This is a genomic window from Longispora sp. NPDC051575, assembly GCF_040681875.1.
In the GTDB taxonomy this organism is placed as follows: domain Bacteria; phylum Actinomycetota; class Actinomycetes; order Mycobacteriales; family Micromonosporaceae; genus Longispora.
Map to the genome: position 1 here is coordinate 321,395 of NZ_JBFAZP010000004.1, position 21,637 is coordinate 343,031.

The 21,637-nt window shown below is 74.7% G+C and carries 16 protein-coding genes; 7 read left to right on the forward strand and 9 right to left on the reverse strand.

Features of this window, described 5'->3' with window-relative positions; genetic code table 11:
- Positions 1 to 110: 110 nt before the first annotated feature.
- Positions 111 to 1,016 (reverse strand): LysR family transcriptional regulator, encoded by a 906-nt coding sequence (locus AB0M43_RS12445; protein ID WP_363723859.1) that lies wholly within the window; start codon positions 1,014 to 1,016, stop codon positions 111 to 113.
- 88 nt (positions 1,017 to 1,104) lie between these two features.
- Between AB0M43_RS12445 and AB0M43_RS12450 the strand changes: the two genes are divergently transcribed.
- Positions 1,105 to 2,319 (forward strand): M64 family metallopeptidase, encoded by a 1,215-nt coding sequence (locus AB0M43_RS12450; RefSeq protein WP_363723861.1) that lies wholly within the window; start codon positions 1,105 to 1,107, stop codon positions 2,317 to 2,319.
- On the opposite strand, the gene AB0M43_RS12455 is transcribed toward AB0M43_RS12450, so the two are convergent.
- Both AB0M43_RS12455 and AB0M43_RS12460 read right to left on the reverse strand, forming a co-directional pair.
- Positions 2,312 to 3,184 (reverse strand): hypothetical protein, encoded by an 873-nt coding sequence (locus tag AB0M43_RS12455; protein ID WP_363723863.1) that lies wholly within the window; start codon positions 3,182 to 3,184, stop codon positions 2,312 to 2,314. The genes AB0M43_RS12450 and AB0M43_RS12455 overlap by 8 nt on opposite strands.
- 127 nt (positions 3,185 to 3,311) lie before the next feature.
- On the reverse strand, positions 3,312 to 6,152 hold the full coding sequence (locus tag AB0M43_RS12460; RefSeq protein WP_363723865.1) for a tetratricopeptide repeat protein: 2,841 nt from the start codon (positions 6,150 to 6,152) through the stop codon (positions 3,312 to 3,314).
- 158 nt (positions 6,153 to 6,310) lie between these two features.
- Here AB0M43_RS12460 and AB0M43_RS12465 point away from each other — a divergent pair, with 158 nt between their 5' ends.
- From AB0M43_RS12465 to AB0M43_RS12475, 3 genes are all read left to right on the forward strand, one after another.
- Entirely contained in the window at positions 6,311 to 6,883 is a 573-nt protein-coding gene (locus AB0M43_RS12465) for a hypothetical protein (RefSeq protein WP_363723867.1), read from the forward strand.
- Positions 6,884 to 7,110: 227 nt separating this feature from the next.
- Entirely contained in the window at positions 7,111 to 8,055 is a 945-nt protein-coding gene (locus tag AB0M43_RS12470) for a zinc-binding dehydrogenase (RefSeq protein WP_363723869.1), read from the forward strand.
- Positions 8,056 to 8,065: 10 nt separating this feature from the next.
- Positions 8,066 to 8,698 carry an HAD-IA family hydrolase gene (locus tag AB0M43_RS12475; RefSeq protein WP_363723871.1) on the forward strand — a complete coding sequence of 211 codons (633 nt, stop codon included), beginning with the start codon at positions 8,066 to 8,068 and terminating at the stop codon, positions 8,696 to 8,698.
- On the opposite strand, the gene AB0M43_RS12480 is transcribed toward AB0M43_RS12475, so the two are convergent.
- A complete protein-coding gene (locus tag AB0M43_RS12480) occupies positions 8,642 to 9,115 on the reverse strand; it encodes a MerR family transcriptional regulator (RefSeq protein ID WP_363723873.1) in 474 nt (157 codons plus the stop codon). The genes AB0M43_RS12475 and AB0M43_RS12480 overlap by 57 nt on opposite strands.
- Before the next feature lie 48 nt (positions 9,116 to 9,163).
- Here AB0M43_RS12480 and AB0M43_RS12485 point away from each other — a divergent pair, with 48 nt between their 5' ends.
- Complete coding sequence (locus AB0M43_RS12485; RefSeq protein ID WP_363723875.1) at positions 9,164 to 10,360, forward strand: cytochrome P450; 1,197 nt, start codon at positions 9,164 to 9,166, stop codon at positions 10,358 to 10,360.
- Between the two features lie 30 nt (positions 10,361 to 10,390).
- Here the strand turns inward: AB0M43_RS12485 and AB0M43_RS12490 are convergent, their stop codons facing one another.
- The 4 genes from AB0M43_RS12490 to AB0M43_RS12505 all read right to left on the reverse strand — a co-directional run bounded on the left by AB0M43_RS12490 (position 10,391) and on the right by AB0M43_RS12505 (position 16,522).
- Positions 10,391 to 11,506 carry a hypothetical protein gene (locus AB0M43_RS12490; RefSeq protein WP_363723877.1) on the reverse strand — a complete coding sequence of 372 codons (1,116 nt, stop codon included), beginning with the start codon at positions 11,504 to 11,506 and terminating at the stop codon, positions 10,391 to 10,393.
- 171 nt (positions 11,507 to 11,677) lie between these two features.
- Positions 11,678 to 12,802 (reverse strand): sialidase family protein, encoded by a 1,125-nt coding sequence (locus AB0M43_RS12495; RefSeq protein WP_363723879.1) that lies wholly within the window; start codon positions 12,800 to 12,802, stop codon positions 11,678 to 11,680.
- Positions 12,803 to 13,071: 269 nt separating this feature from the next.
- Complete coding sequence (gene pepN, locus AB0M43_RS12500; RefSeq protein WP_363723881.1) at positions 13,072 to 15,711, reverse strand: aminopeptidase N; 2,640 nt, start codon at positions 15,709 to 15,711, stop codon at positions 13,072 to 13,074.
- 4 nt (positions 15,712 to 15,715) lie between these two features.
- Entirely contained in the window at positions 15,716 to 16,522 is an 807-nt protein-coding gene (locus AB0M43_RS12505; RefSeq protein ID WP_363723883.1) for a potassium channel family protein, read from the reverse strand.
- Positions 16,523 to 16,748: 226 nt separating this feature from the next.
- Here AB0M43_RS12505 and AB0M43_RS12510 point away from each other — a divergent pair, with 226 nt between their 5' ends.
- Together AB0M43_RS12510 and AB0M43_RS12515 are read left to right on the forward strand one after the other, a co-directional pair.
- Positions 16,749 to 18,257 (forward strand): GGDEF domain-containing protein, encoded by a 1,509-nt coding sequence (locus AB0M43_RS12510; RefSeq protein ID WP_363723885.1) that lies wholly within the window; start codon positions 16,749 to 16,751, stop codon positions 18,255 to 18,257.
- A gap of 161 nt (positions 18,258 to 18,418) precedes the next feature.
- A complete protein-coding gene (locus AB0M43_RS12515) occupies positions 18,419 to 19,078 on the forward strand; it encodes a CHAP domain-containing protein (RefSeq protein ID WP_363723887.1) in 660 nt (219 codons plus the stop codon).
- Between the two features lie 59 nt (positions 19,079 to 19,137).
- Here the strand turns inward: AB0M43_RS12515 and AB0M43_RS12520 are convergent, their stop codons facing one another.
- Complete coding sequence (locus AB0M43_RS12520) at positions 19,138 to 21,588, reverse strand: penicillin acylase family protein (protein ID WP_363723888.1); 2,451 nt, start codon at positions 21,586 to 21,588, stop codon at positions 19,138 to 19,140.
- Positions 21,589 to 21,637 lie beyond the last annotated feature (49 nt).

Below are 21,637 nucleotides of genomic sequence, written 5' to 3' on the forward strand. Positions count from 1 at the left end.
TGACTGTCCATCGTGGTAGGAGTGGACTCCGCGGACCATCGCCACTTCGGCCATTCCCCGGGACCCGTCCCGCCAGGGCACGACAAACGACCACTTCGACGGGTACGGGGTCAGCGGGCCAGGCGGCGCAGGCTGGCCGCGTACACCTCGGCGGCCCAGCGGGGCAGCTGTTCGGCGTGCTCGGCGAGCGGTCCGTGCCGGTTCCACGCGACGAGGTGCCGCATCCGCAGCGGCTCCCCGGCGAGCGGCCGGACCACCACCCCGGCGACCGGCTCGAACGTGGCCTGGCAGGGCGAGAGGGCCAGGCCCCGGGCGAGCAGTTCCTGGAGGGGGCGCATCGCGCCGATCTCGTGCGGTACCCGGGGGGTGAAGCCGAGCCCGTGGCACACGTCGTGGAAGTACTCCGGCCAGCCGGCGCCGTCCGGGGGCGACAGCACCCAGGGCTCCGCCCCGAGGTCGGCCAGGGCCAGTTCGGGGCGGGCGGCGAGGGGGTGGTCCGCGCCGAGGGCCACGTGCACCGGCTCGTCGGCCACGATCCGCCAGTCGACGCCGGGGGTGGGCTGGAGTTCGTACCCGGGGTAGTCGACGACGGCGGCCAGGTCGAGCCGGCCCATGCCGACGAGGTCGACGAGCAGCCGGGGCGAGTACTCCGCGTGCAGCTCGACCTCCACCCCGGACAGCGCCGCGCCGAGCCGGTCGGCGAGCCCGACGAGGATCGGCCCGGACACACCGCCGAGCCGCACGGCGCGCCGGCCGAACCCCGCCGGGCCGTGCCGCAGCCGGTCGGTGTCCGCGAGGATCGACCGCGCCCTGACCAGCACGTACTCCCCGTAGGCGGTGACCGCGCAGCCGGACCGGTCCCGGGTGAACACGGGGCCGCCGAGGAGGCGTTCGATCCGCTGCAACTGGGCGGACAGGGCCGGCTGGGTGGTGCCGAGGACGGCCGCCGCCCGGGTCAGGCTGCCGGCCTCGCTGATGGCGCACAGCGCCCGAAGGTGGCGGAGCTCGAGATCCATACCGTGAAGCTTATGGATATCTGGGATGGGCGCACAGGCCGAGAGGGGTCCATAGTAGGTCAACCTTCACCCCTCAAGGAGGCCCCTCATGAGACGCGTCGCGGCTCTGCTCCTCAGTACCACCCTGATCGCTCTCGCCGTCGGCAGTCAGCCGGCGCTCGCCTCCCCCTCCGAAACCCGGGTCGAGACCCGCGAGGTCTTCAGCCCGGACGGCACGATCAGCCGGACCACGATCCGGGTGCCCCGGGTCGAACAGTCGGCCCCGTCGCTGGCCGTGGCGGCCGCGACCGTCGTGCCCGTCGAGGTCAACGGGCCCAGCGAGAGCCGGTTCGACCTGGTGTTCGTCGGCGACGGCTACACCAGCGCGCAGATGGACCTCTACACCCAGCACGTGAAGTCGAAGTGGGCGGAGATCGCCGCGTTCGAGCCGTTCAAGAGCAACCGGACGCAGTTCAACGTGTGGCAGGTCAACGTCGTGTCGACCCAGTCGGGCGTGGACAACGACCCCACCAACGGGGTACAGAAGTCGACGGCCCTGGACATGGGCTTCTGGTGCGGCGGCACCGAGCGCCTGCTGTGCGTGAACCAGACGAAGGCCACCCAGTACGCGCGCTCTGCCCGCGACGTCGACCAGGTGCTCGCCCTGGGCAACAGCACCAAGTACGGCGGGGCGGGCGGCGGCGTGGCCACGGCCTCGGGCGGCAACGCGCAGGCCGGCCAGATCGCGATCCACGAACTCGGGCACTCGATCGGCGGGCTGGCCGACGAGTACACCTACGGCAGCGGCGACTGCTACCCGTACGCCGAGCCGTCCGAGGCCAACGTGTCCAAGCTGACCGCGGCGCAGATGCAGTCCCAGCAGAAGAAGTGGTGGCGCTGGCTCGGCCAGGCGTCCCCGGACGGCGGGACGGTCGGCGCGTACGTGGGCGGGCGGTACTACACCCGGTGTGTCAACCGGCCCACGGACAACTCGATCATGCGGTCGCTGGGCCGGCAGTTCAACCTGCCCGGCCGGGAGGCCATGGTCGCCGCGTTCTACCGCGAGAACGGCGTCGTCCAGGCCCAGTCCCCCGCCGGCCCCGACCTGTGGGTCACGCCGGTCGGCAACGCGAAGGTGACGTGGACCGTGGACGGCGGCTCCGTGGAGGCCCTCGGCGCGGCCGGCAACTCCCTCAGCGTGCGGGGTCTCGCCCGGGGCACGCACACCGTCACGGCCACGGTCACCGACCCGACCGACTGGGTCCGCGACCCGGAGCTGCGCGAGTTCCTGACCGCGACCGTCACCTGGCAGGTCACTACCTGACCTGGGCGTGCACCTTCGCCGCCGCCGCACCCGCGGCGGCGGCGAGGTTCTTGCGCACCCCGGCCTTGTCCGCGACGACCGAGCGCACCGTGACCTCCACCGACAGGTAGACGTCCCCGTCGGCGACCAGGACGAGTTCGTGCACCCGGGGCGCGTCGTCGCCGCACCGGACCGCGTACGGGAACCCCTGGACCGGGGCCGCTTCCTCCACGCACGACGAGATGGCCTGCGCGTCCACCGCGTCGCGGGCCCGCTGCTCGGCGGTCAGCCCCGCGATCCCGGACGACCGCCCGTACGTGACCCGCAGCGTGCCCGACGGGTTGCCCGCGATGGCCAGGGTGCCGCGCATCGTGCAGTCCGCGAACGGCGCGCCGTCGGCCACCGGGGCGGCGGTCGGGTTCGTCTTGGCCCGGACGAAGACGTCGCCGAGCTTGTCCAGCGTCCGGTCGCACGGCGGGACCGGGCGCGCCCCGGTCGCGGCGGTGCGGCTCGGGGTGACCGGGGCGGAGGCCGGCTGGTTGGGTTCCGTCGCGGGGGCCGGCCACGGCGGGTAGATGAACGCCGCGAGGAGGCCCGCGCCGACCAGGGCGAGGGCGGTACTGGCCCCGGCGGACAGTTTGCGGGTACCGGCCTCGGTGACCTGCTCGGGTTCCTCGTCGTCCTCGTCCTCGTCGAGGACGCTGCGGCGGACCTGGACCGGCGGCGGTCCGGGGATGTCCCCGCCCGGGCCGGCGGCGTCGTCCGGGGCGGGTCCGTCGTCGTCCCGGCCGGTCCCGGCGGGGGTGTCCGGGTGCGGGCCGGCGCCGGGGTCCGTCTCTTCGGGGTCCCGGGTCGTACCGTCCGCCGGGTCACCGTCACGCGCCACGCCGCGCACCTCCTGAAGTCGCGCCCCTCCCCCCGCGGGACGGGCCGGGACCATCAGAGCATGTCCGAAGTGGACTATGGGTGCGAGGTGTCGGAAATCCAGCAGTCCGGTCGGGGCCGGCGGGGTGTCAGGCGGTGGTCTGGCGGAGGGTGGCCGCCTCGGGGACCCCCAGGGCCTCGAACAGGGCGAGCGCCTCGGCCCGGAGGCGGCGGCGCTCGGCGGGATCCGCGGTGAGGGTGCCGAGGCCGGCGAGGGAGCGGGCGCGTTCGTAGCGGTCGCCGGTCCGGTCGGTGAGGGCCAGGGCGGCGGCGTGCGCGTCCCGGGCGGCCGCCGTGGATCCCGCGCCGCCCGGGGCGCTGTCGGGGCTGGTCAGGGCCGTGCCGAGGTCGTTCAGCGCGGCGGCCTCCAGGTCGGCCTCCCCCAGTTCCCGGGCCACCGCCACGGCCTGCCGCAGCAGGTCGAGGGCCACTCCGGGCCGCCCCGCCCGGTGGTGCGCCACGCCCAGGTGGTGCAGGCAGTTGCCCTCGCCGGCGCGGTAGCCGACCTCGCGGCACAGGGCCAGCGCCCGCTCGTTGTGGTCGACGGCGTCGGCGTACCGGCCCAGGAACCGGTACGCCTCGCCCACGTTGGCCAGGGCGATGCCCTCCCCGGTGCGGTACCCGAGGTCGCGGCAGATCTCCAGGGCGCGCAGGTGGTTGTCCAGCGCCTCGGAGCTCCGGCCGACCCGCAGGTACACGATGCCCAGGTTGCCGAGTACCCCCGCCTCGCGGCGCCGGTCCCCCGCCGCCCGGTGCACGGCGAGCGAACGGGTGTAGTGCGCGATGGCCGCCGGGTGGTCGCCGAGCCGGCGGTGCACGATGCCGAGGTTGCCGAGCACGCTGCCCTCGCCGACCCGGTCGCCGGCCTCCCGGTACCGGACCAGGGCCTCGCCCAGGTGTTCCAGGGCCTGCGGGTAGCGGCCCAGCCGCCAGTACACGACGCCGGCGCCGTGCAGGGCGCGGCCCTCGCCCGGCCGGTCGCCGAGGTCCCGGTACGCCGCGCGGGCCGCGTCGAGGTGCGCGAGGGCCGCCGGGTAGTCGCCGAGCCGGCGGTGCAGCGCGCCGAGCTGGGCCAGCGCGGCGGCCTCGGCGGGCCGGTCGTGGCCGGTCCGGGCGGCGTCGCGGGCGAGGGCGTGCAGGGTGAGGGCGTCGGGGTAGCGGGAGCGGGCGTCCAGGTGGGCGGACAGGGCGGCGGCCAGGCCGAGGGTGTGGGCGGGCCAGCCGGGGGTGGCGGCGGAGGCGAGCAGGTTGGGCAGCTCGGCGTCGAGCCAGGCGCGGGCGGCGGCGGGCGACAGGGGCCCGGGGGTGGCAGCCGGGTCGGGGGACGCGCCGGGGAGGGCTGGCGGCCCGGACGCCGACCCGACGCCCGGGCCGGAGGACGATCCGGTGCCCGTGTCGGGAAGGAGCGCGGCCGTAGCGTGCCGGGTGGCGGTCAGGTAGTGGTCGAACAGGCGGGTCAGGGCCTCGTCGCGCTCGGCGGCGGCGAGTTCGGCCGCGTACACCCGGAGCAGGTCGTGCATGCCGAACCGGCGGCCGGTGGTCGGCTCCACCAGGTGCGCGCGGGCCAGCGGGTCGAGCAGCCGGCGGGCGGCGGCCCGGTCGACGCCGGTGAGCGCGGCCACCGCGTCGAGGTCCACGTCGCCGCCGGGATGCGTGCCGAGCAGCCGGAACGCGCGGGCCGCGTCCGGGTCGAGGTGCCGGTAGGACCAGGAGAACACGGCGCGCACGGCGGTGTGCCCGTCGTCGCCGGCCGCGAGCAGGTCGAGCCGGTCGCGTTCGTCGGACAGCTCCTCGACCAGCTCGGCGAGCGTCGACGCCGGCCGGGAGGCGGCCAGTTCGGCGGCGATCCGCAGCGCCAGCGGCAACCGGGCGCAGCTTCCGACCAGCGCCGCGGCCTGTTCCGGTTCCGCCGCGACCAGCGGTCCGATCAGGATCCGCAGCAGGGTGCCCGCCTCGGCCGCCGTCAGCAGGTCCAGGTCCACCCGGACCGCGCCGTGCCGGGCCACCAGGGCGGGCAGCCGGTCCCGGCTGGTCACCACGACCACACATTCGGGGGTACCGGGCAGCAGGTCGCGCACCTGGTCGGACGAGTGCGCGTTGTCCAGCACGACGAGGACCCGGCGCCCGGCGAGCAGGGTCCGGTACCGGGCCGCGCGTTCGGCCACCGTGTGCGGGACGGCCGCGTCGCCGCAGCCCAGTTCGCGGAGGAACGCGGCGAGCGCCTCGGCCGGGGTGACGGGGCGGTCGTGGTCGTACCCGCGCAGGTCGATGTAGATCTGGCCGTCGGGGAACTGGTCGGCCACCCGGTGCGCCCAGTGCACGGCCAGCGCGGTCTTCCCCACGCCCGCGGTGCCGGACACGGCCGCGACCAGCACGGTCGGCGTGCCCACCCGGGACGCGGCGAGCAACAGGTCGAGGGCCGCGAGCTGGTCGGACCGGCCGGTAAACCCGGCGACATCGGCGGGCAGGTCCCGGGGCACGGGAACGGTCGCCGTCGGCGCGCCCCGGCCGGAGTCGTCCGGCGCGACCCCGGGCGAACCGTCCGGCCCGTCGGGCTGGCGCGGCCTCCCCGTACGCGGCCGGCCCGCACGATCCGGAGGTTCCGCCCCGTCTGCGCCCCCGGTTTCCACCGTCGGCGGCCTCCCGTCGCCCGCGCGCCGCCCGGAGCGTTCGGAGCGGGTCGCGGCCAGCCACAGCGTGTGGAACTCCGCCGGGTCCCCGGCCAGGGTCTCCACGATCAGTTCGAGCAGCCCCCACCGGGGCACCCGGGTACCGGACATCGCCACCGAGATCGTCGTGTGGCTGCACCCGACCTCGCGGGCCATGTCGCGCAGGCTCGGCCAGCCGGCCCGGTGGTGCAGCGCGTGCAGCCGGTCGAACAGGGTCCGGACCGGACCGTCCGGCAGCGTCGACTGCGGCAGCGCCCCCATGGCGACCTCCCTCGCGAACCCCTCCAGGCTCGCCCCCGCCGGCCCCGCTGTCCAGCGCGTTACCGGGGCCGGCCAGTTCTGTCCGGATCCGTCAACCCGGTCCGGGACGGCCGGAGACTTCGGAGGACGACACCGACACACCATTCCGGGGGTACGACATGTCCGACACCATCGCGCTGACCCGGTCCGCGTTCGTGGACCTCATCGAGGCCGTGGCCACCCCCGCCGGGTACGGCACCTGGCCCAGCCCCGAATGGGACCCCGTCCGGGGCGTCTGGGTCCTGGTCTGGGAGAACCCGCAGCCGGCCAGGCACGGCCCGGCCCCGCAGCCGGACTGGGTGCGGCTCGTGACCCGGGCCGTGGTGGACCGCGCGGTCACCCAGCTCCGGCTCGCCGAGTCCGCCGGGGACGCCGACGTCGCGACGGCCGTCCGGTCCGCGCGGGGCGACCTCGACCTTTTCGTGGCCGCGTTCTGCGGGGCGACCCCGCAGTGGTCGCTGCCGTGGCCCGCGCCGGGGACGTTCCGCTGGTGGCCCGACACCCGGCTCGGGCGGGACGAGCTGCCGGCCGGGGACCTGCTGACGGCGGCGGCCCAGTTCCACGCGGCGGCCGAGGACCTGGCCGGGCATCCCCTGGCCGACGGGTTCGCGGCGGCGGCCGACCGGCTGATCCAGGCCGGCCTGTCCCGGCTGGCGGACGCGCGCTTCACCCACGGGTCGCCCACCGGCTGACCGCCGCTATTCCGGCCCGACCTGGGCCGGCGGGCTGGTGCCGGTCCGGACTCGCGTGGAAGCCCCGGAACGGCCGGGCCGGCGCGAACCGGGGCCCGTCCGGCACGGAAAGTCGCGCGGGACGCGTACCCGTCGAAGGGGTGGGGTTTCGGGGTTGACCTCAAGTGTGGTTGAGCCTGTTGACTCGGTTCCGGAACAGGCGGGGAACGTCACGAGAGGACGAAAACATGCGCGCGGTGTGGTTGCGGGAGTTCGGCGGGCCCGAGGTGCTGGTCGCGGGGGACGCGCCCGAGCCGGTGCCCGGTCCCGGACAGGTGCTGGTCGAGGTGGCGTTCGCGAACATCACGTTCGTGGAGACCCAGTTCCGGGCGACCGGGGCGGGGCCCTACCGGCCCGTGCTGCCGATGATCCCGGGCAACGGGGTCGGCGGGCTCGTCGCCGCCGTGGGTGCCGGCGTCGACCCGGCGCTGGTCGGCACACGGGTGGTGACCAGCCTCGGCGGCTCCGGCGGGTACGCCGAACGGGCCGCCGTCGACGCCGCACAGCTCATCCCGGTGCCCGACGGGGTCCCGCTGGACGTGGCCGTGGCACTGCTCGCCGACGGACGGACCGCGACGGCCCTGGTCCGGGCCGCCGCCCCGCGCCCCGGGGAGCGGGTCCTGGTCGAGGCGGCGGCCGGCGGGGTCGGCACCCTGCTCGTCCAGCTGGCCCGGGCAGCGGGGGCCACGGTCGTCGCGGCGGTCGGCGGCCCGCGCAAGGCCCAGGTGGCCCGCGACCTGGGCGCCGAGACGGTCGTGGACTACACGGCTCCCGGCTGGACGGATGAGGCCGGCCCGGTGGACGTCGTCTTCGACGGGGTCGGCGGCGAGATCGGCCGGGCGGCGTTCGGACTGCTCGGCAGGGGCGGGCGGATGTTCACCTACGGGCTGGCCAGCGGGGCGTGGGCCGACATTCCGGCGGCCGAGGCCGCCGAGCGGGGCGTGACCGTGCACGCCGGCTCGCTGGGCGGCCCGGCGGAGATGCGGGCGTTCACCCTCGACGCGCTCGGCGAGGCGGCGGCCGGCCGGCTGCGGCCCCTGATCGGGCAGCGGTTCCCGTTGGAGAAGGCGGCCGACGCGCACGCCGCGATGGGGGCGCGGGCCACGGTCGGGAAGACGCTGCTGGAGATCTAGGATCCGGAGGGTGAGGAAATACGTGCTCTTCGACCACGACGGCGTCCTCGTGGACACCGAACTCTGGTACTACAGGGCCGGCGAACGCGCCCTCGCGGATATCGGATTCACCCAGGACAAGGGCCGGTACCTCAGGGACATGCCCCAGGGACTGGCCACCTGGGCCCAGGCCAGGGCGGCGGGCGTCGACGAGCGGACCATCGACCGGCAGCGCGCGGTCCGCGACGGCTACTACCAGGAGTACCTGCGGACGGAGGCCATCGAGATCGAGGGCGTCGTCGACACCCTCGCCGAACTGTCCACACACGTCCGGATGGCCATCGTGACGACCGCGAAGGGCGCGGACTTCGACATCATCCACGAGAAGCGGCAGATCAGGCGGTTCATGGAGTTCGTCCTGGTCCGGGAGGACTACACGCTCGCCAAGCCGCACCCGGAGCCGTACCTGACCGCGCTGGAGCGCTTCGGGGCCGGCGCGGCGGAGGCGCTGGTCGTGGAGGACTCGGCCCGGGGGCTGCGGTCCGCCGTGGCGGCCGGCGTCGACTGCGCCATCGTCCACAACGACTTCACCCGGGCACAGGACTTCTCAGCGGCCAGGTACCGGATCGACAGCCTGATCGAACTGCTGGACATCATCCTCTGACGGCTCCTCGTCGTACCAGGGACTCGTCCCGCCGTCGCGCACCGCCGCCTGGAAGCCCGGGCAGTGCAGGATGTTCTCGTGCCCGCACCGCAGCGCGTGGTGCAGCAGGTCGCGGGCGTGGTCGAGCTCCGTGAGCCGGCGCTGCACGTCCGCGAGCTTGTCCGTCACCAAACGCCGCCACTCGAACGGCTCGTCGTGCCGCTCCCGCTTCATCCGGCCGATCTCCGCCAGGGTGAACCCGGCCGCCTGGCACAGCCGCAGCACCGCCACCCGCTGCACGTCGTCCGGCGTGTACCGGCGCTGCCCGCCCCGCCGGGTGGCCGGCACGATCAGGTCCCGGCGCTCCCAGAACCTGATCGTCGAATCGGGCACCCCGGTGGCGGCGGAGAGCTCCCCGATCGTCATCAACTCCGTCATCGCTCCCCCATTGACTTGAACCATGGTTCAGGCCCCAGCCTGAGGCATATGAGCACACTCGACAACCTCGATCTCAAGGTTCTCGCCGACCCCGCCGTGCGCCGCGACCCCTACCCGCTGTTCGCCGCGCTGCGCGGGGCCACCCCGTTCACGGCGCTCGACGACCAGCTCGTCGTCGTGGCCGGGCACGCCGACTGCCACCGGCTGCTGCGCGACCCCGTGCTGAGCAGCGCGCGCACCCGGGCCCGGCAGGTCTCCGACGACACCACCGGGCTGCCGACCTCGTTCCTGTTCCTCGACCCGCCCGACCACACCCGGCTGCGCGGGCTGGTCTCCAAGGCGTTCACGCCCCGGGTCGTCGCCCGGCTGCGGCCCCGGATCACCGCCCTGACCGAGGAGTTGGTCGCGGCCGGCGACCCGGCCGGGTTCGAGGTGGTCGCGGGCCTGTCACACCCTCTGCCGGTACGGGTGATCAGCGAGTTGCTGGGCGTCCCCGACTCCGACCACGCGCTGTTCGCCGACTGGTCCAACCGGCTCGCCCGGGGACTGGACGCCGAGTTCCGGTCCGTCGAGCCCGAGGTGTTCGCCGACGCGCTGGCCGCCCGGCACGAGTTCGCCGCGTACTTCGCCGAGCTGATCGCCGCGCGGCGCGGCCGGGACGGCACCGACCTGCTGTCGCACCTGATCCGGGCCGAGGAGGGCGGCGACCAGCTCAGTACCCCCGAACTGATCGTCACCACCACGCTGCTGCTCGTCGCCGGGCACGAGACGACCACGAACCTGATCGCCAACGCCGTCCTCGCCCTGGTCCGCAACCCGGCACAGCTCGCCCTGCTGCGGGCCGACCCGTCGCTGATCGACGGGGCCGTGGAGGAGTCGCTGCGGTACGACCCGGCCGTGCAGTTCACCAGCCGGCAGGTCCTCGGCGAGCCCTACCGGATCGGCGACGTCGAGGTCCCCGACGGCGCGACGGTCGCCCTGCTGCTCGCCGCCGCGAACCGCGATCCTGCAGTGTTCACCGACCCGGACGCCTTCGACATCCGCCGGCCGAACGCCGCCCAGCACCTGTCGTTCGCGGCCGGCGCGCACTTCTGCCTCGGGGCAGGGCTGGCGCGGTTGGAGGCGGCCATCGCGGTGGGGGCGCTGGCGGGGCGGTTGGGCGGGGCGGAGGTGGTCGAGCTGGAGTACAAGGAGAACATCAATCTGCGGGGGCCCCGGCGGCTGGTGGTGCGGTTCGAGGGGTGAGCCTTCCGGCGTGAAGGTGGGCGGGGAGGGTCAGCGCGTCGGTGGAGTGAGGGTGCGCCAGGTCCGCAGGTCGTCGGAGACCGCCAGGGAGTCCACCTCGAACGCGTCGAGCACGTCCGTCGACGCGTATCCCCCGCCGGGCAGCGGCACGAACCCGAACGCCTCCCGGGGGAAGTCCCGCACCGCAAGCTCCGTGAACGTCCGGCCGCCGTCCCGGCTGACGTGGAACCGCTGGTCGTAGAGGTACTCGCTCGCCACCACCAGCGTGCCGTCCGGCGGCGCCGCCACCGCGAACAGCTCCCGGCCGAAGCCCAGGCCCGCCGCCGCCAGCGACTCCCAGCTCCGACCACCGTCGGCGCTCCGGGACAGCAGCGGCTCGCCCTGGGGCGTCCGGGTGGTGACCGCGTACACCGTCCCGTCGGGGGCCACCGCCGCCACCGGGCAGAGGTCCGGCGCGTCCGCCCACGGCTGGACCACCCGGGTGGACGCGCCCCGGTCGTCGCTGACGAGCAGCAGATTCGGGTACTTCCTGCTGCCCGACGACCACAGCGGCCGGTCGGCAGCGCCCGCCGGGGACAGGAACGGACTGAGCGAGCGGACCGGCAACAGCGCGGCGGCACCGGTGGCCGGGTCTCCCACCGGCAGCGCGGGGGTCTCCGCGCCGATCCGGGGCGACTCCGCCCGGCGTTCGAGCGGCACCCAGCCCGGCGGCACGGACCGCACCACGGGCAGCGCGGCGGGCACGGACCGCCACGTCACGCCCGCGTCGGTACTCCACCAGGCCTGGCCTGGCTGCCAGACCGGCCACCACAGGCGCAGGATCCCGGGGCCGAGCACGGACAGCCGGAAGTTCGTCGCACGCCGATCCGGTCCGTCCGCGCCGACGGTGTCCAGCGGCAGCGGTCGCCGCGCCCAGGTCCGGCCGCCGTCACCGGTCGCCGCGAGAGTGACCGCGCACCGGCCGTCGTGACAGGACAGGAACGTCGTGTACACGTGGGCCGCGTCCCAGACCGCCACGTGGGAGGCCCGGTCGCGGGCCTGGCGGAGCGCGCGGGACTCGTCGGACCGCTCCGCGTCGTCGCCGTCGGCGACCAGAAGCGCGGCCACCAGCGCCGCTACCGAGAACAGCCGTCCACCGCGCGCCATCCGTGCACCCCCGTGTCCCCGCCCACCTGGCGGACGCTCCCTGCAGGAGGACACTAGGCGGCACGCACCGGGCCGGCCGTCTCAAAACTGTTCCATACCGGAGGGGCCGGGCTCAGCGCTCCGGCGGGCGCGGCCGATCCGGATCCCGCCCGCCGGGCAGCGGCGGCGGACTCAGCGCGTCGGTGGCCGGAGGGTGCGCCAGGTCCGCAGGTCGTCGGAGACCGCCAGGGTGTCGACGGCGACGTCCCCGATCATGTCCTGCGTCACGTACCCGCCGCCGGGCAGCGCCACGAACCCGCCGGAGTACCGGGGATAGCCGGCCGCCGGGAACTCGGCGAAGGTCCGGCCGCCGTCCCGGCTGACGTGGAACCGTTCGACGGTCAGGTACTCCCCGCTCGCCACCACCAGCGCGCCGTCCGGCAGGATCCCGACCCGGAGCGGTCCCCGGGCGGTCCCCAGCCCCGTCGGTGTGAACCGTTCCCAGGTCAGCCCGCCGTCGGTGCTGCGGGCCAGCAACGGCTCGGGCCGCGACACCCGCGAGGCGGTCAGGTACACCGTCCCGTCCGGGGCGAGGGCCACCCTCGGGAAGGTGGCGTCCGGGCCGTCCGGCCACGGCGGCGTCACCGGCTGGTGGGACGCTCCCCGGTCCCGGCTGACCAGCAGCCCGCCGTCGGGTCCCTCGCGGGTCAGCCACAGCTCCCGGTCGAAGGAGTTGTCCGGGACGCGGACCCCGGCCACCAGCGCCGGAACCGCGAGCAACGCGGCGGCGCCGGTGGCCGGATCGCCGACCGGCAGCCGGTACTCGCCCGTGGGCGCGTCGTCCGCCCGCGTGTCGAGCGGCACCCAGCCCGGCGGCACGGACCGCACCACGGGCAGGGCGGCGGGCACGGACCGCCAGGTCGCGCCCGCGTCGGTGCTCCACCAGGCCGGACCCGGCTGCCGGGCCGGCCACCACAGGCGCAGGACACCCGGGCCGAGCACGGACAGCCGGAACCGCGTCGCCGACAGGTCCGGCCGGCGGGCGCCGAAGCCATCCAGCGGCAGCGGGTGCCGCGCCCAGGTCCGGCCGCCGTCCCCGGTGGCGCCCAGCCCGAACGCGCACCGGTCCTCCCGGCAGGACAGGAACGTCGTGTAGACGTGGGCCGGGTCCCAGGCCGCTACCTTGGACGCCCAGTTCCGGGCCTGCACCAGGTCGTGCACGGCCTTCGGTTCCGGCCGGTCGAGCGGCCCGCCGTCCTCGCCCAGCAGGGCCGCCGCCAGCGCCACCACGGCCAGCAGCCGCACGCCTCGCACCATCCGTGCACCCCCGAGTCCCCGCCGGTCCGCCGGCCGCTCCAATGCAGGACGACAATAGGCGGCACCCGCCACCGGCCCCTCTGCCGACCGGCCAGCCACCCGCCCGAGACCGGCTAGCCACCTGCCCTGGACGCGTCAGCCACCTGTCCCGGACGGGGCGCCGCCCACCCCGGAACACGGACAGGAATCCGGCCGCCACTCCCCTCCCGCAGGTCAGCGCCCGGCTGCCTGAGCATCGCCACCTGGTCACACCGGCAGCGCTCCGGCCGTCACTCCCCGGCGAACCGCTCCCGGATCCGCACCGCCCGGCGCAGGTCGTCGAGCTGGTCGGCCAGCGCCCGGCGCAGTACCGGGGTCGCGTCCTCCGCCTTGTCCGCAGCCGCCAGGCACGCCCCGGCCGCGAGCACGGTGTCCGGGGTGGAGTGTCCGGCCGGGAACAGCCGTCCGCCCAGTACCGAGGCCACCGCGTCCCCACGCGCGCCGACGGTCGGCACGTCGGCGAAGTACCGCCGCTGGTACTCCCCGTGCAGTTCCTCGCTCCCCGACTGCCAGAAGCCCTGCGCGGTGGCCGTGATCAGGTGCGGGGACAGCTCGCCGTCGGTGAACAGCCCCCGCCAGGCGCGTTCCTTGGCCGCGGGGTCGGGCAGGGCCGCCCGGGCCCGGGCCGCGCCCTGGTGCGCGCTGCCGCTCGGGTCGGCGGCCAGTTCGGCGTCGAGGCGGTCGTCGGTGACCTCGCCGAGGGCCGCCAACCGGGCGAGCGCGGCCCAGCGCAGGTCGCTGCTCAGCGCGGGAGCTGCGGGACCCGGGCCACCGGGCGCCGCTGCGGGGACCGCCGAGGGCCGGTCGCCGCCAGCAGCGGGCGGAACCACGGATGCCACCACAGAACCGTCACCGGGCGGCCGACCGACCGGCGCCGGCTGGTCGACCGCGCCGCCGTCGGCCAGCCACGGCTCCAGTTCGGCGGGGTCGGTCGCGTTGTCGATCGCCGCGCCCAGGGCGGCGAGCCGCAACCCCTGGTCCGCGTCGGGGACGTCGAGGAGCCGGCGGGCCACCCCGGCCAGCAGGGCGTGCCCGGCGGGGCGGCGGTCCGGGGCGAGGTAGGAGCCGACGACCTTGGACCCGGCGAAGGTGAGCACGGACTGCACGATCGAGTCGGTCCGCTCGGCGGGCAGGTGCGCGGCGACCAGGTCCAGGTAGGCCGCCGGGGACAGGTCCGCGTCGCGCACCAGGTCGCGGGCGGCGGCCCAGAGCACGGCGCGGGTCAGGGGGTCTTCGATCGCGGACAGGGACGCGGTGACCGTCCGCCACGAGTCGGCGTCGAGGCGGACCTTCGCCCAGGTGAGGTCGCCGTGGTTGGGCAGCACCAGCGCGGTGCCGGGGCCCTGGCCGACCGGCGCCGCGTCGACCGCGTCCGGGGAGTCGGGCACCCGCACCCGGCCGCCCGGCTCCACCTCGACCTCCACCCGGCTCCGCAGCACCGGCGGCCGGCCCTCGAACACCCCGACCCCGACCAGGTGCGGCCGGCTCCCGTCGGCGACCAGCTCGACGGCGCCGTCCGCCGCCCGCTCGACCCGCAGGGTGTCCACGCCGCTGGTGCGCAACCAGAGCGAGGCCCAGCCGGGTACGTCCCGGCCGCTCGCCGTGGCCAGCGCGTCCAGCAGGTCGGCGAGGTCCGCGTTGCCGAACCGGTGCCGGGCCAGGTGCGCGTTGACGCCCTCGAAGAACGCGTCGTCGCCCAGCCACACGACCAGTTGCCGGAGCGCCGCGGCCCCCTTGGCGTAGGAGATGCCGTCGAAGTTGGCCATCGCCTCCGACAGGCTCTCGATGCCGCTGGCCGCGATCGGATGGGTACTGGGGCGCTGGTCGGCGTCGTAGCCCCAGCCCTTGCGCAGGGTGGCGAAGTGGGTCCAGGCGTCGGTGAACCGGGTGCTCTCGACCGTGACCCGGTAGCCCAGGTACTCGGCGAAGGACTCGTTGAGCCACAGGTCGTCCCACCAGCGCATCGTGACCAGGTCGCCGAACCACATGTGCGCCATCTCGTGCGCGACGACCACGGCCCGGTTCGCGCGGTCCGCCTCGGTGGGGGCCGAGTGGAACAGGAACTCCTCGGCGAACAGGACGCAGCCCGGGTTCTCCATCGCGCCCCAGTTCAGCTCGGGGACGAAGGCCTGGTCGTACCGGCCGAACGCGTACCGGTCGGCGAAGAGTTCGTGCAGCCGGTCGAACGACGCGGCCGTGACCTCGAACAGCTCGTCGGCCTCCCGGTCCAGGTCGGCCGCGAGGGAGCGGCGGCTGTGCAGGCCGAGGGGGATGCCGTCGTGCTCGGCGTGCACCGAGTGCAGCGGGCCGGCGGCCACCACGGCCAGGTACGTACTGATCGGCGGGGTGGGCGCGAACTCCCAGCGCCCGCCGCCGACGTGCTCGCCGGCCGCGTTGCCCAGGACGGTCCAGCCGGCGGGCGCGGTGACGCCCAGCACGAACGACGCCTTGAGGTCGGGCTGGTCGAAGCACGCGAACAGGAGCGGGGCGAGGTCCGGGGCGCAGGAGGAGTGCACGTAGACCTCGCCGTCGAGCGGGTCGGTGAACCGGTGCAGGCCCTCGCCGGTGCGCGAGTAGGCCATGTCGGCCTCGATCAGCAGCTCGTTGTCGGCCGCCAGGTCCGCGAGGGGGAACCGGTGGTCGGCCAGGTCGGCCGGGTCGAGGGCGCGGCCGTTGAGCACGACGCGGCGCAGGGTGGCGGGGCGCAGGTCCAGGAAGGTGCCTGCCCCGGGGCGGGCGCAGCCGAACCGGATCACCGTCGTGCAGCCGAAGACGTCGCCGGGCCGGGTGAGGTCGAGGTCCAGCTCGTACCGGTGGACCTCGATCAGGTCGGCGCGGACGCGCGCCTCCGTGCGCTGGAGTGGGGGCATCCCCCTATCGTGCCCGGGGCGGCCCGGGTACGTCAGTCCCGTCCGCTGCGGGCGGAACCCCCGGGTCGGGGGCCCGCAGCTGCGCCACCTCCGCGCGCAGCTCCCGCACCTCGGCGAGCAGTTGCGCCAGGTCGTCGCGGGCCTCCTCCGAGCCCTGCTCGACGGCGTTGAACCGCTCCACGAACCAGGACGCGAGCGAGGCGGTGATGAAGCCCAGCAGCGAGATCCCGCAGAACATCAGGGCCACGGCCACGAACCGGCCGGTGTTCGTCGTGGGGTACTGGTCGCCGTACCCCACGGTGGTGATCGTCGTGAACGACCACCACAGCGCGTCGGCGAACCCGGTGATGTTGGCGTCCGGGTTGGACCGTTCGGCGTCGAGGGTGGCGAGGCTGGCCACGAACACGAGCAGCGCGGTGGCGGCCGCGACGTAGACGCCGAGCCGGACCCGGGTGACCGCGTGCACCCGGCGGTGCGCGACCGTGACCAGCATGACCAGGCGCAGCACCCGGACGGAGCGGAGCATGGGCAGGACGAGGACGCACAGGTCGAGCAGGTGCCGGCGGACGAACCGGAGCCGGTCGGCGGCGAGCGTGAACCGGTACAGGTAGTCGGCGCCGAGCAGCGCCCAGATGGTGATGTCGGCGATGTCGCAGGCGGTCAGCAGGGGCGCGGGCAGGCCCGGCCCGAGGATGGGGATGGCGTAGGAGACGAGGAACAGCACCGCCAGCGCGGTGGCCGGCCCGCCGGTCCGCCGTTCCCAGCGGGACAGTCCCGACCCCGGGTCGTCGTCCGGGTGTGCTGCGGTCACGGCGCGCTCCAGGGTCGGGCCCCGGCGAGGGTCTTCCGGAGCTGAGCCCGCATTGTAGGGGCCCCGGACCAGCACTTTCACCGGCGGAACCGGCCCCCTTTTCCGCCGGTGGGGCACGAATCCCACGATCCCGGACGGGTACCTGACGGGCATCCGACGGACGGGCGGGCCGCCGCGTGGCCACAGTACACATGAAGTCATCTTTTGATTGCGTAGAGTAGTTCTGGTGTCGGGCGGGAGCGAGCGGGACCTGATCGCCGTCGAGTGGGCGGCGTTCCGGGGACTGATGGGCGACGGCCACCTCGTCGAGGTCATCGCCCTGGCCGAGCGGATCGCGACGGAGTCCACCGACCCGCACCGCACCGCCCAGGCCCTCAACCAGCAGCTCGCCGCCTACCTCAACCTCGGCCGGTCGGCCGGCCACGGACCGCTGCTCGACCGGGTGCACGACGCGCTGTCGGCGGCCCCGGACCCGCGCCTGGTCGGGCAGTACCACCTGCTGGCGGGCATGATCGCGCACGAGCAGGGCTCGGTGGCCTCGGCGGTGACCCACGTCGTGCAGTCCGAACGCGCGCTCCGCCGGATGACCGAGGTCAGCCTCGGGGCGGTGGACGCCTGGCACGACCTGTGCGTGGTCTACACGGCCGTGAACTTCTACCCCGAGGCCCTGGAGGCGATGCGCCAGGCGGCCAGGGTCTGCGCCGCCGCCGGACTGGGACCGGCGCACGCGGCGTGCACGGCCTCGCAGGTCGCCGCCGCGATCGACCTCGACCACCACGGCGACACCGACGGCTGCGTGCGCGGCCTGCGCGCCCTGGTCGCGTCGAGCCGGCCGTTCGTCGCGGAGATCCAGGGCTTCGAACGCGTCTTCCTGCTGTACGCGGCCCGCCGGCTCGGCGCGCTCGGCCACCCCACCGACGTACCGGTCCCCCGCGACGACTTCGCCTCCTCCAGCGACCGCAACGTCCGCAACGTGCTGGACTCGGTGGCGGTGTGCGAGGCGATCGGGGCCGGCGACCCGGCCCTGGCCCTGGAACTCCTCGACCGGCACCCGCACCTGTCGGACACGATGGGCGTCGCCGAACCGCTCCGGCTGCGGTCCCTGGCGCTGTCCCTGGCCGGGGACCACGCGGGCGCGCTGGAGGTCGAGCGGGCCGGCATGCGGATGGTCACCCCGGAGGACCGCCAGGTGCGCAACCTGTTCGCGGACAGCATCGGGGCCCGGCTGGACCAGGAACGGCTGCGCCGGATGGCCGCCCAGTACGCGAACGCCGCCTCCACCGACCCGCTGACCGGCCTGCCGAACCGCCGCCGGATCGCCGCGTTCGTGGCCGGGCTGGGCCGCCGGGGCATGGGCGCGATGATCGGGGCCCTCGACCTCGACGGGTTCAAGGCCGTCAACGACACCCACGGCCACCCGGCCGGCGACCTGGTCCTGCAACGGATCGCGGGCATCTTCGCCGGGGCGGTGCGGCAGGGCGACCTGCTGGCCCGGCACGGCGGGGACGAGTTCGTGGTGATCCTGCCGGCCGCGTCGGCGGCGGAGGCCGTCGAGATCGGGGACCGGATCCGGGCGGCCGTGGACGCCGAGGACTGGGGGGCGCTGGTGCCCGGGACGCCGGTGTCGGTGAGCGTCGGCTGGGCGCCGTTGGGGACGGACGGGGAGGCCGCGCTTCGGGCCGCCGACGAGGCGTTGTACCGGGTGAAACGGGGGCGGGCCGGGGCTGCTGGGTAGCCGGGCCCGACGCAGGCCCCGGCCCGGCCCAGGCCCCGGCCCGGCTCAGATCCCGGCCCGGCCGTTGGGTGTCCGGGACTGTCCCGGCCGGCCGGCCACCTTCCGGACCACCCCCGCCCACGGTCTCCTTCATCGACATCCCCACCGTCGTTGGAGGAATCGTGTTCATCAAGAAGGCAGCGGCACTCGCACTCGGCCTGGCCCTCGCCGCGGGGGGCGTGGTCGCGCTCAGCGTCACGGCCAGCGCCGCGCCCACCGGAACGGAGTCGATGGGCGAGGCGTTCACCGGCCCCGCCGAGGAGCCGACCCTCGACGCGGCCGGGCCCGGGCCGGTCAACCTGATCCGGTACAACCTCGCGAAGGCGGCGGTGCACGAGTACAACCTGAAGATCACCGAGGCGAACCGCAAGTGCGACAAGTACCTGACCAAGAGTGAGGGGCAGAACTGCGCGAAGACCGCGTGGTGCGGTGCGTTCACCCGGTACATCTGGAAGACGAACGCCACCTCCAAGGCCCGGATCCCGGGCAGCCCGCTGTGGGCGACCAACTGGGGCTTCGCCGGCAACAACGCGCCGCTGTTCCAGCTGCGGGGCTCCGGGAAGGGCGGCACCCCGAACCTCGGTGACGTCGTCGTCTACGGCCGGCCCGGGGCGAGCGGCCACGTCTCGATCGTGGTGAAGGTGCACCCCAACGGCAACATCGACACCGTCGACGGCAACGCCTCGAACAAGGTGCACTACAAGAAGAACCTGGATCCGCGCACGGCCGTGGCCGGGGAGAACGGCAACCAGCACATCTGGGGGTACCGCAAGCCGGCGTAGCCGACCCGCGACGCCCGCCCGGCCACGACGGCCGGGCGGCCGTCGCGCGCGGGCCGGGATCAGGGCCGCAGCACCTGGGTGGACGCGGCCTCCTTGCGGATCGTCGCCTCCGCCCACCGCATCGGCAGGTCCTTCCCCACCTGCCACAGCGGGAACTGGTCGTCGTAGTGCTCGTCGAACGCGTGCCCCGAGTTGCCGGTCAGCTGGATCCACCGCGAAGCGTCCAGGTCGGACATGTCCACGATCATGCGCATCGACGGCACGGCGGTCACCTCGTACCCCTCGGAGGCGTCCCAGCCGTTGGCGTTGACGATGCCGCCGCCCCCGGCGACCGGGAACGGCCCCCGGTTGAACAGCCACTCCACCGGCCCGATCCCGGACTTGCCGAACGTCTGGTTCGTCAGGGTCAGGGTGTGCAGGTCGCCCCACTGCCACTTCTTCGGGTCCGAGCCCAGTCGGGAGCGCAGTTCGCGCTCGGCGTCGGCCATCGCGGCGGCCAGGATGTCCTGCTGCGTCTCCACCTTCGGGGTCCGCCTGTCGTCCCACCAGGTGGACGCCGGGTCGGCGAGGAGGTTGCGGGTCACCTCGAAGAACCGCTCGCCGCCGTTGGCCGGATGGTCCTTGCCCAGCTCGTCGAACAGGCGCGCCATCAGGGCCCGCCAGGTGGCGTTGTAGAACGCGGCCGGCGCGGAGTCGGCCGGCTGCTGGTAGTCCCACCCCTTGAGCAGGTCCCGCGCGGGGCCCGACCCGGGCACGGCGAGCAGCGCCGGCACCAGGGCCGCAGCGCCGCCGTTGCGGTTGTCGAACTGGATCCGGCCGATCGCCGCCGCGTCGAGCTTGCCGGAGCCGAGCAGCAGGTCCGTGATCCGCTGCGACCGGTAGCCGAAGGCCCAGTCCCTGGTCAGCAGCCGGGGGTAGGCCGCCCCGACCACGGCCTGGTTGGCGGTGACGACATAGCCCCGCTCGGGGTTGTACTCGTTGGGCAGCTCCGCGAACGGGATGTACGACTTCCAGTCGTAGTCGGACTCCCAGCCCGGGGCCGGGTAGCGCCCGTCGCCCTTGCCCCGCACCGGCACCCGCCCGGGCGCCTGGTAGCCGATGTTGCCGTCCACGTCGGCGTAGACGATGTTCTGCGACGGCACCTCGAACTTGGCCGCCGCCGCCCGGAACGAGTCCCAGTCCCCGGCCCGGTTGATCGCGAACACCGCGTCGATGGTGTGCCCCGGGTCCAGCGCGGTCCACCGCAGCGCCATGCCGTACTGGCCCCCGGCCTTCGCCAGCTCCTTCGACGTGTCCGACATCAGCGGCCCGTGTTTCGTGCTCCGCACCGTGATCGTGACGGGCTCGCCGCCGGCGACCTGGAGGACCTCGGTCCGCTTGTCCAGGTCCAGCCACGCGCCGTCCACCTGGTACCGGTCGCCGTCGAGTTTTTCCAGGTAGAGGTCCGTGACGTCCGGGTCGAGGTTCGTGAAGCCCCACGCGATCCGCGCGTTGTGCCCGATCACGACCCCGGGCACTCCGGAGAACGTGAAGCCCGCGACGTCGATGCCGCAGGACGAACAGTGCAGCCCCATCTGGTACCAGATGCCCGGCATCGAGGGGCTCAGGTGCGGGTCGTTGGCGAGGAACGGCTTGCCCGTGGTGGTGCGGGCGCCCGCGACCACCCAGGAGTTGGAGCCGATCCCGTCGACGCCGAGCCCGGTCGCCCTCGTCGCGGCGGCGACCTTCTCGATCCCCTCCGCGACCCCCCGGACGAGCGACCCGGGCACCACGGGCGGTGCCACGCTGGCGTACTTCCCGTCGGCCACCGTGCCGGGCGTCGGCACGATCGGGGTGTGCCGGGTCTCCGGGTAGGTCGGGTACAGCTCCTCGACCCTGGCCCGGTCCATCCCGTCGGCCAGCAGCTGCGCCCGGGTCAGCTCGTCGTCCATGTTGCCGCGCAGGTCCCACGCCATCGCCTTGAGCCAGGCGAGGCTGTCCACCGGGTTCCACTTCTCGATCTCGTAGTCGCCGTTCTGCAGGCCGAGGACCGAGTACTCCAGGCTGGCCGCGCCGCCGTCGTGGTCGGCGAGCCACGCGTTGACCCCGGCGGCGTACGCGTCGAGGTAGGTCCTGGTCTCGGGGGTGGCGGCCGCGTACTCCGCCTCGGCCACCCGCCGCCAGCCCATCGTGCGCAGGTACTTGTCCGTGTCCAGCTGTCCCGCGCCGAACAGCTCCGACAGCCGCCCGGCGGTGACGTGCCGGCGGAAGTCCATCTCCCAGAACCGCTCCGAGGCGTGCAGGTAACCCTGGGCCCGGAACAGGTCACCGGGCGTGGTCGCATAGACCTGCGGGATGCCGTGCGCGTCCCACCGCACGGTCACCGGGGCGCTCAGCCCGGCCAGCTTCAGGTCCCCGGTGCGCTCCGCCAGGGGCCGGCGCACGGTCCACGTCCCGTAGCCGGCGCCGGCGAGCACGAGCACCAGGAGGGCGACCAGCGACCACAGCAGCACTCTGCGAAGCTTCCTCATGTCGCCGGATCGTACGCGCCCGGACACCCCGCCGGGACCCACGACCCGG

Excerpts from the sequence above, each read along its gene's own strand:
- AB0M43_RS12480 (WP_363723873.1), bottom strand. The coding sequence starts at position 9,115 with ATGACGGAGTTGATGACGATCGGGGAGCTCTCCGCCGCCACCGGGGTG.
- AB0M43_RS12445 (WP_363723859.1), bottom strand. The coding sequence starts at position 1,016 with ATGGATCTCGAGCTCCGCCACCTTCGGGCGCTGTGCGCCATCAGCGAG.
- AB0M43_RS12520 (WP_363723888.1), bottom strand. The coding sequence starts at position 21,588 with ATGAGGAAGCTTCGCAGAGTGCTGCTGTGGTCGCTGGTCGCCCTCCTG.
- AB0M43_RS12450 (WP_363723861.1), top strand. The coding sequence starts at position 1,105 with ATGAGACGCGTCGCGGCTCTGCTCCTCAGTACCACCCTGATCGCTCTC.
- AB0M43_RS12485 (WP_363723875.1), top strand. The coding sequence starts at position 9,164 with ATGAGCACACTCGACAACCTCGATCTCAAGGTTCTCGCCGACCCCGCC.
- AB0M43_RS12460 (WP_363723865.1), bottom strand. The coding sequence starts at position 6,152 with ATGGGGGCGCTGCCGCAGTCGACGCTGCCGGACGGTCCGGTCCGGACC.
- pepN (WP_363723881.1), bottom strand. The coding sequence starts at position 15,711 with ATGCCCCCACTCCAGCGCACGGAGGCGCGCGTCCGCGCCGACCTGATC.
- AB0M43_RS12465 (WP_363723867.1), top strand. The coding sequence starts at position 6,311 with ATGTCCGACACCATCGCGCTGACCCGGTCCGCGTTCGTGGACCTCATC.
- AB0M43_RS12495 (WP_363723879.1), bottom strand. The coding sequence starts at position 12,802 with ATGGTGCGAGGCGTGCGGCTGCTGGCCGTGGTGGCGCTGGCGGCGGCC.
- AB0M43_RS12490 (WP_363723877.1), bottom strand. The coding sequence starts at position 11,506 with ATGGCGCGCGGTGGACGGCTGTTCTCGGTAGCGGCGCTGGTGGCCGCG.
- AB0M43_RS12470 (WP_363723869.1), top strand. The coding sequence starts at position 7,111 with ATGCGCGCGGTGTGGTTGCGGGAGTTCGGCGGGCCCGAGGTGCTGGTC.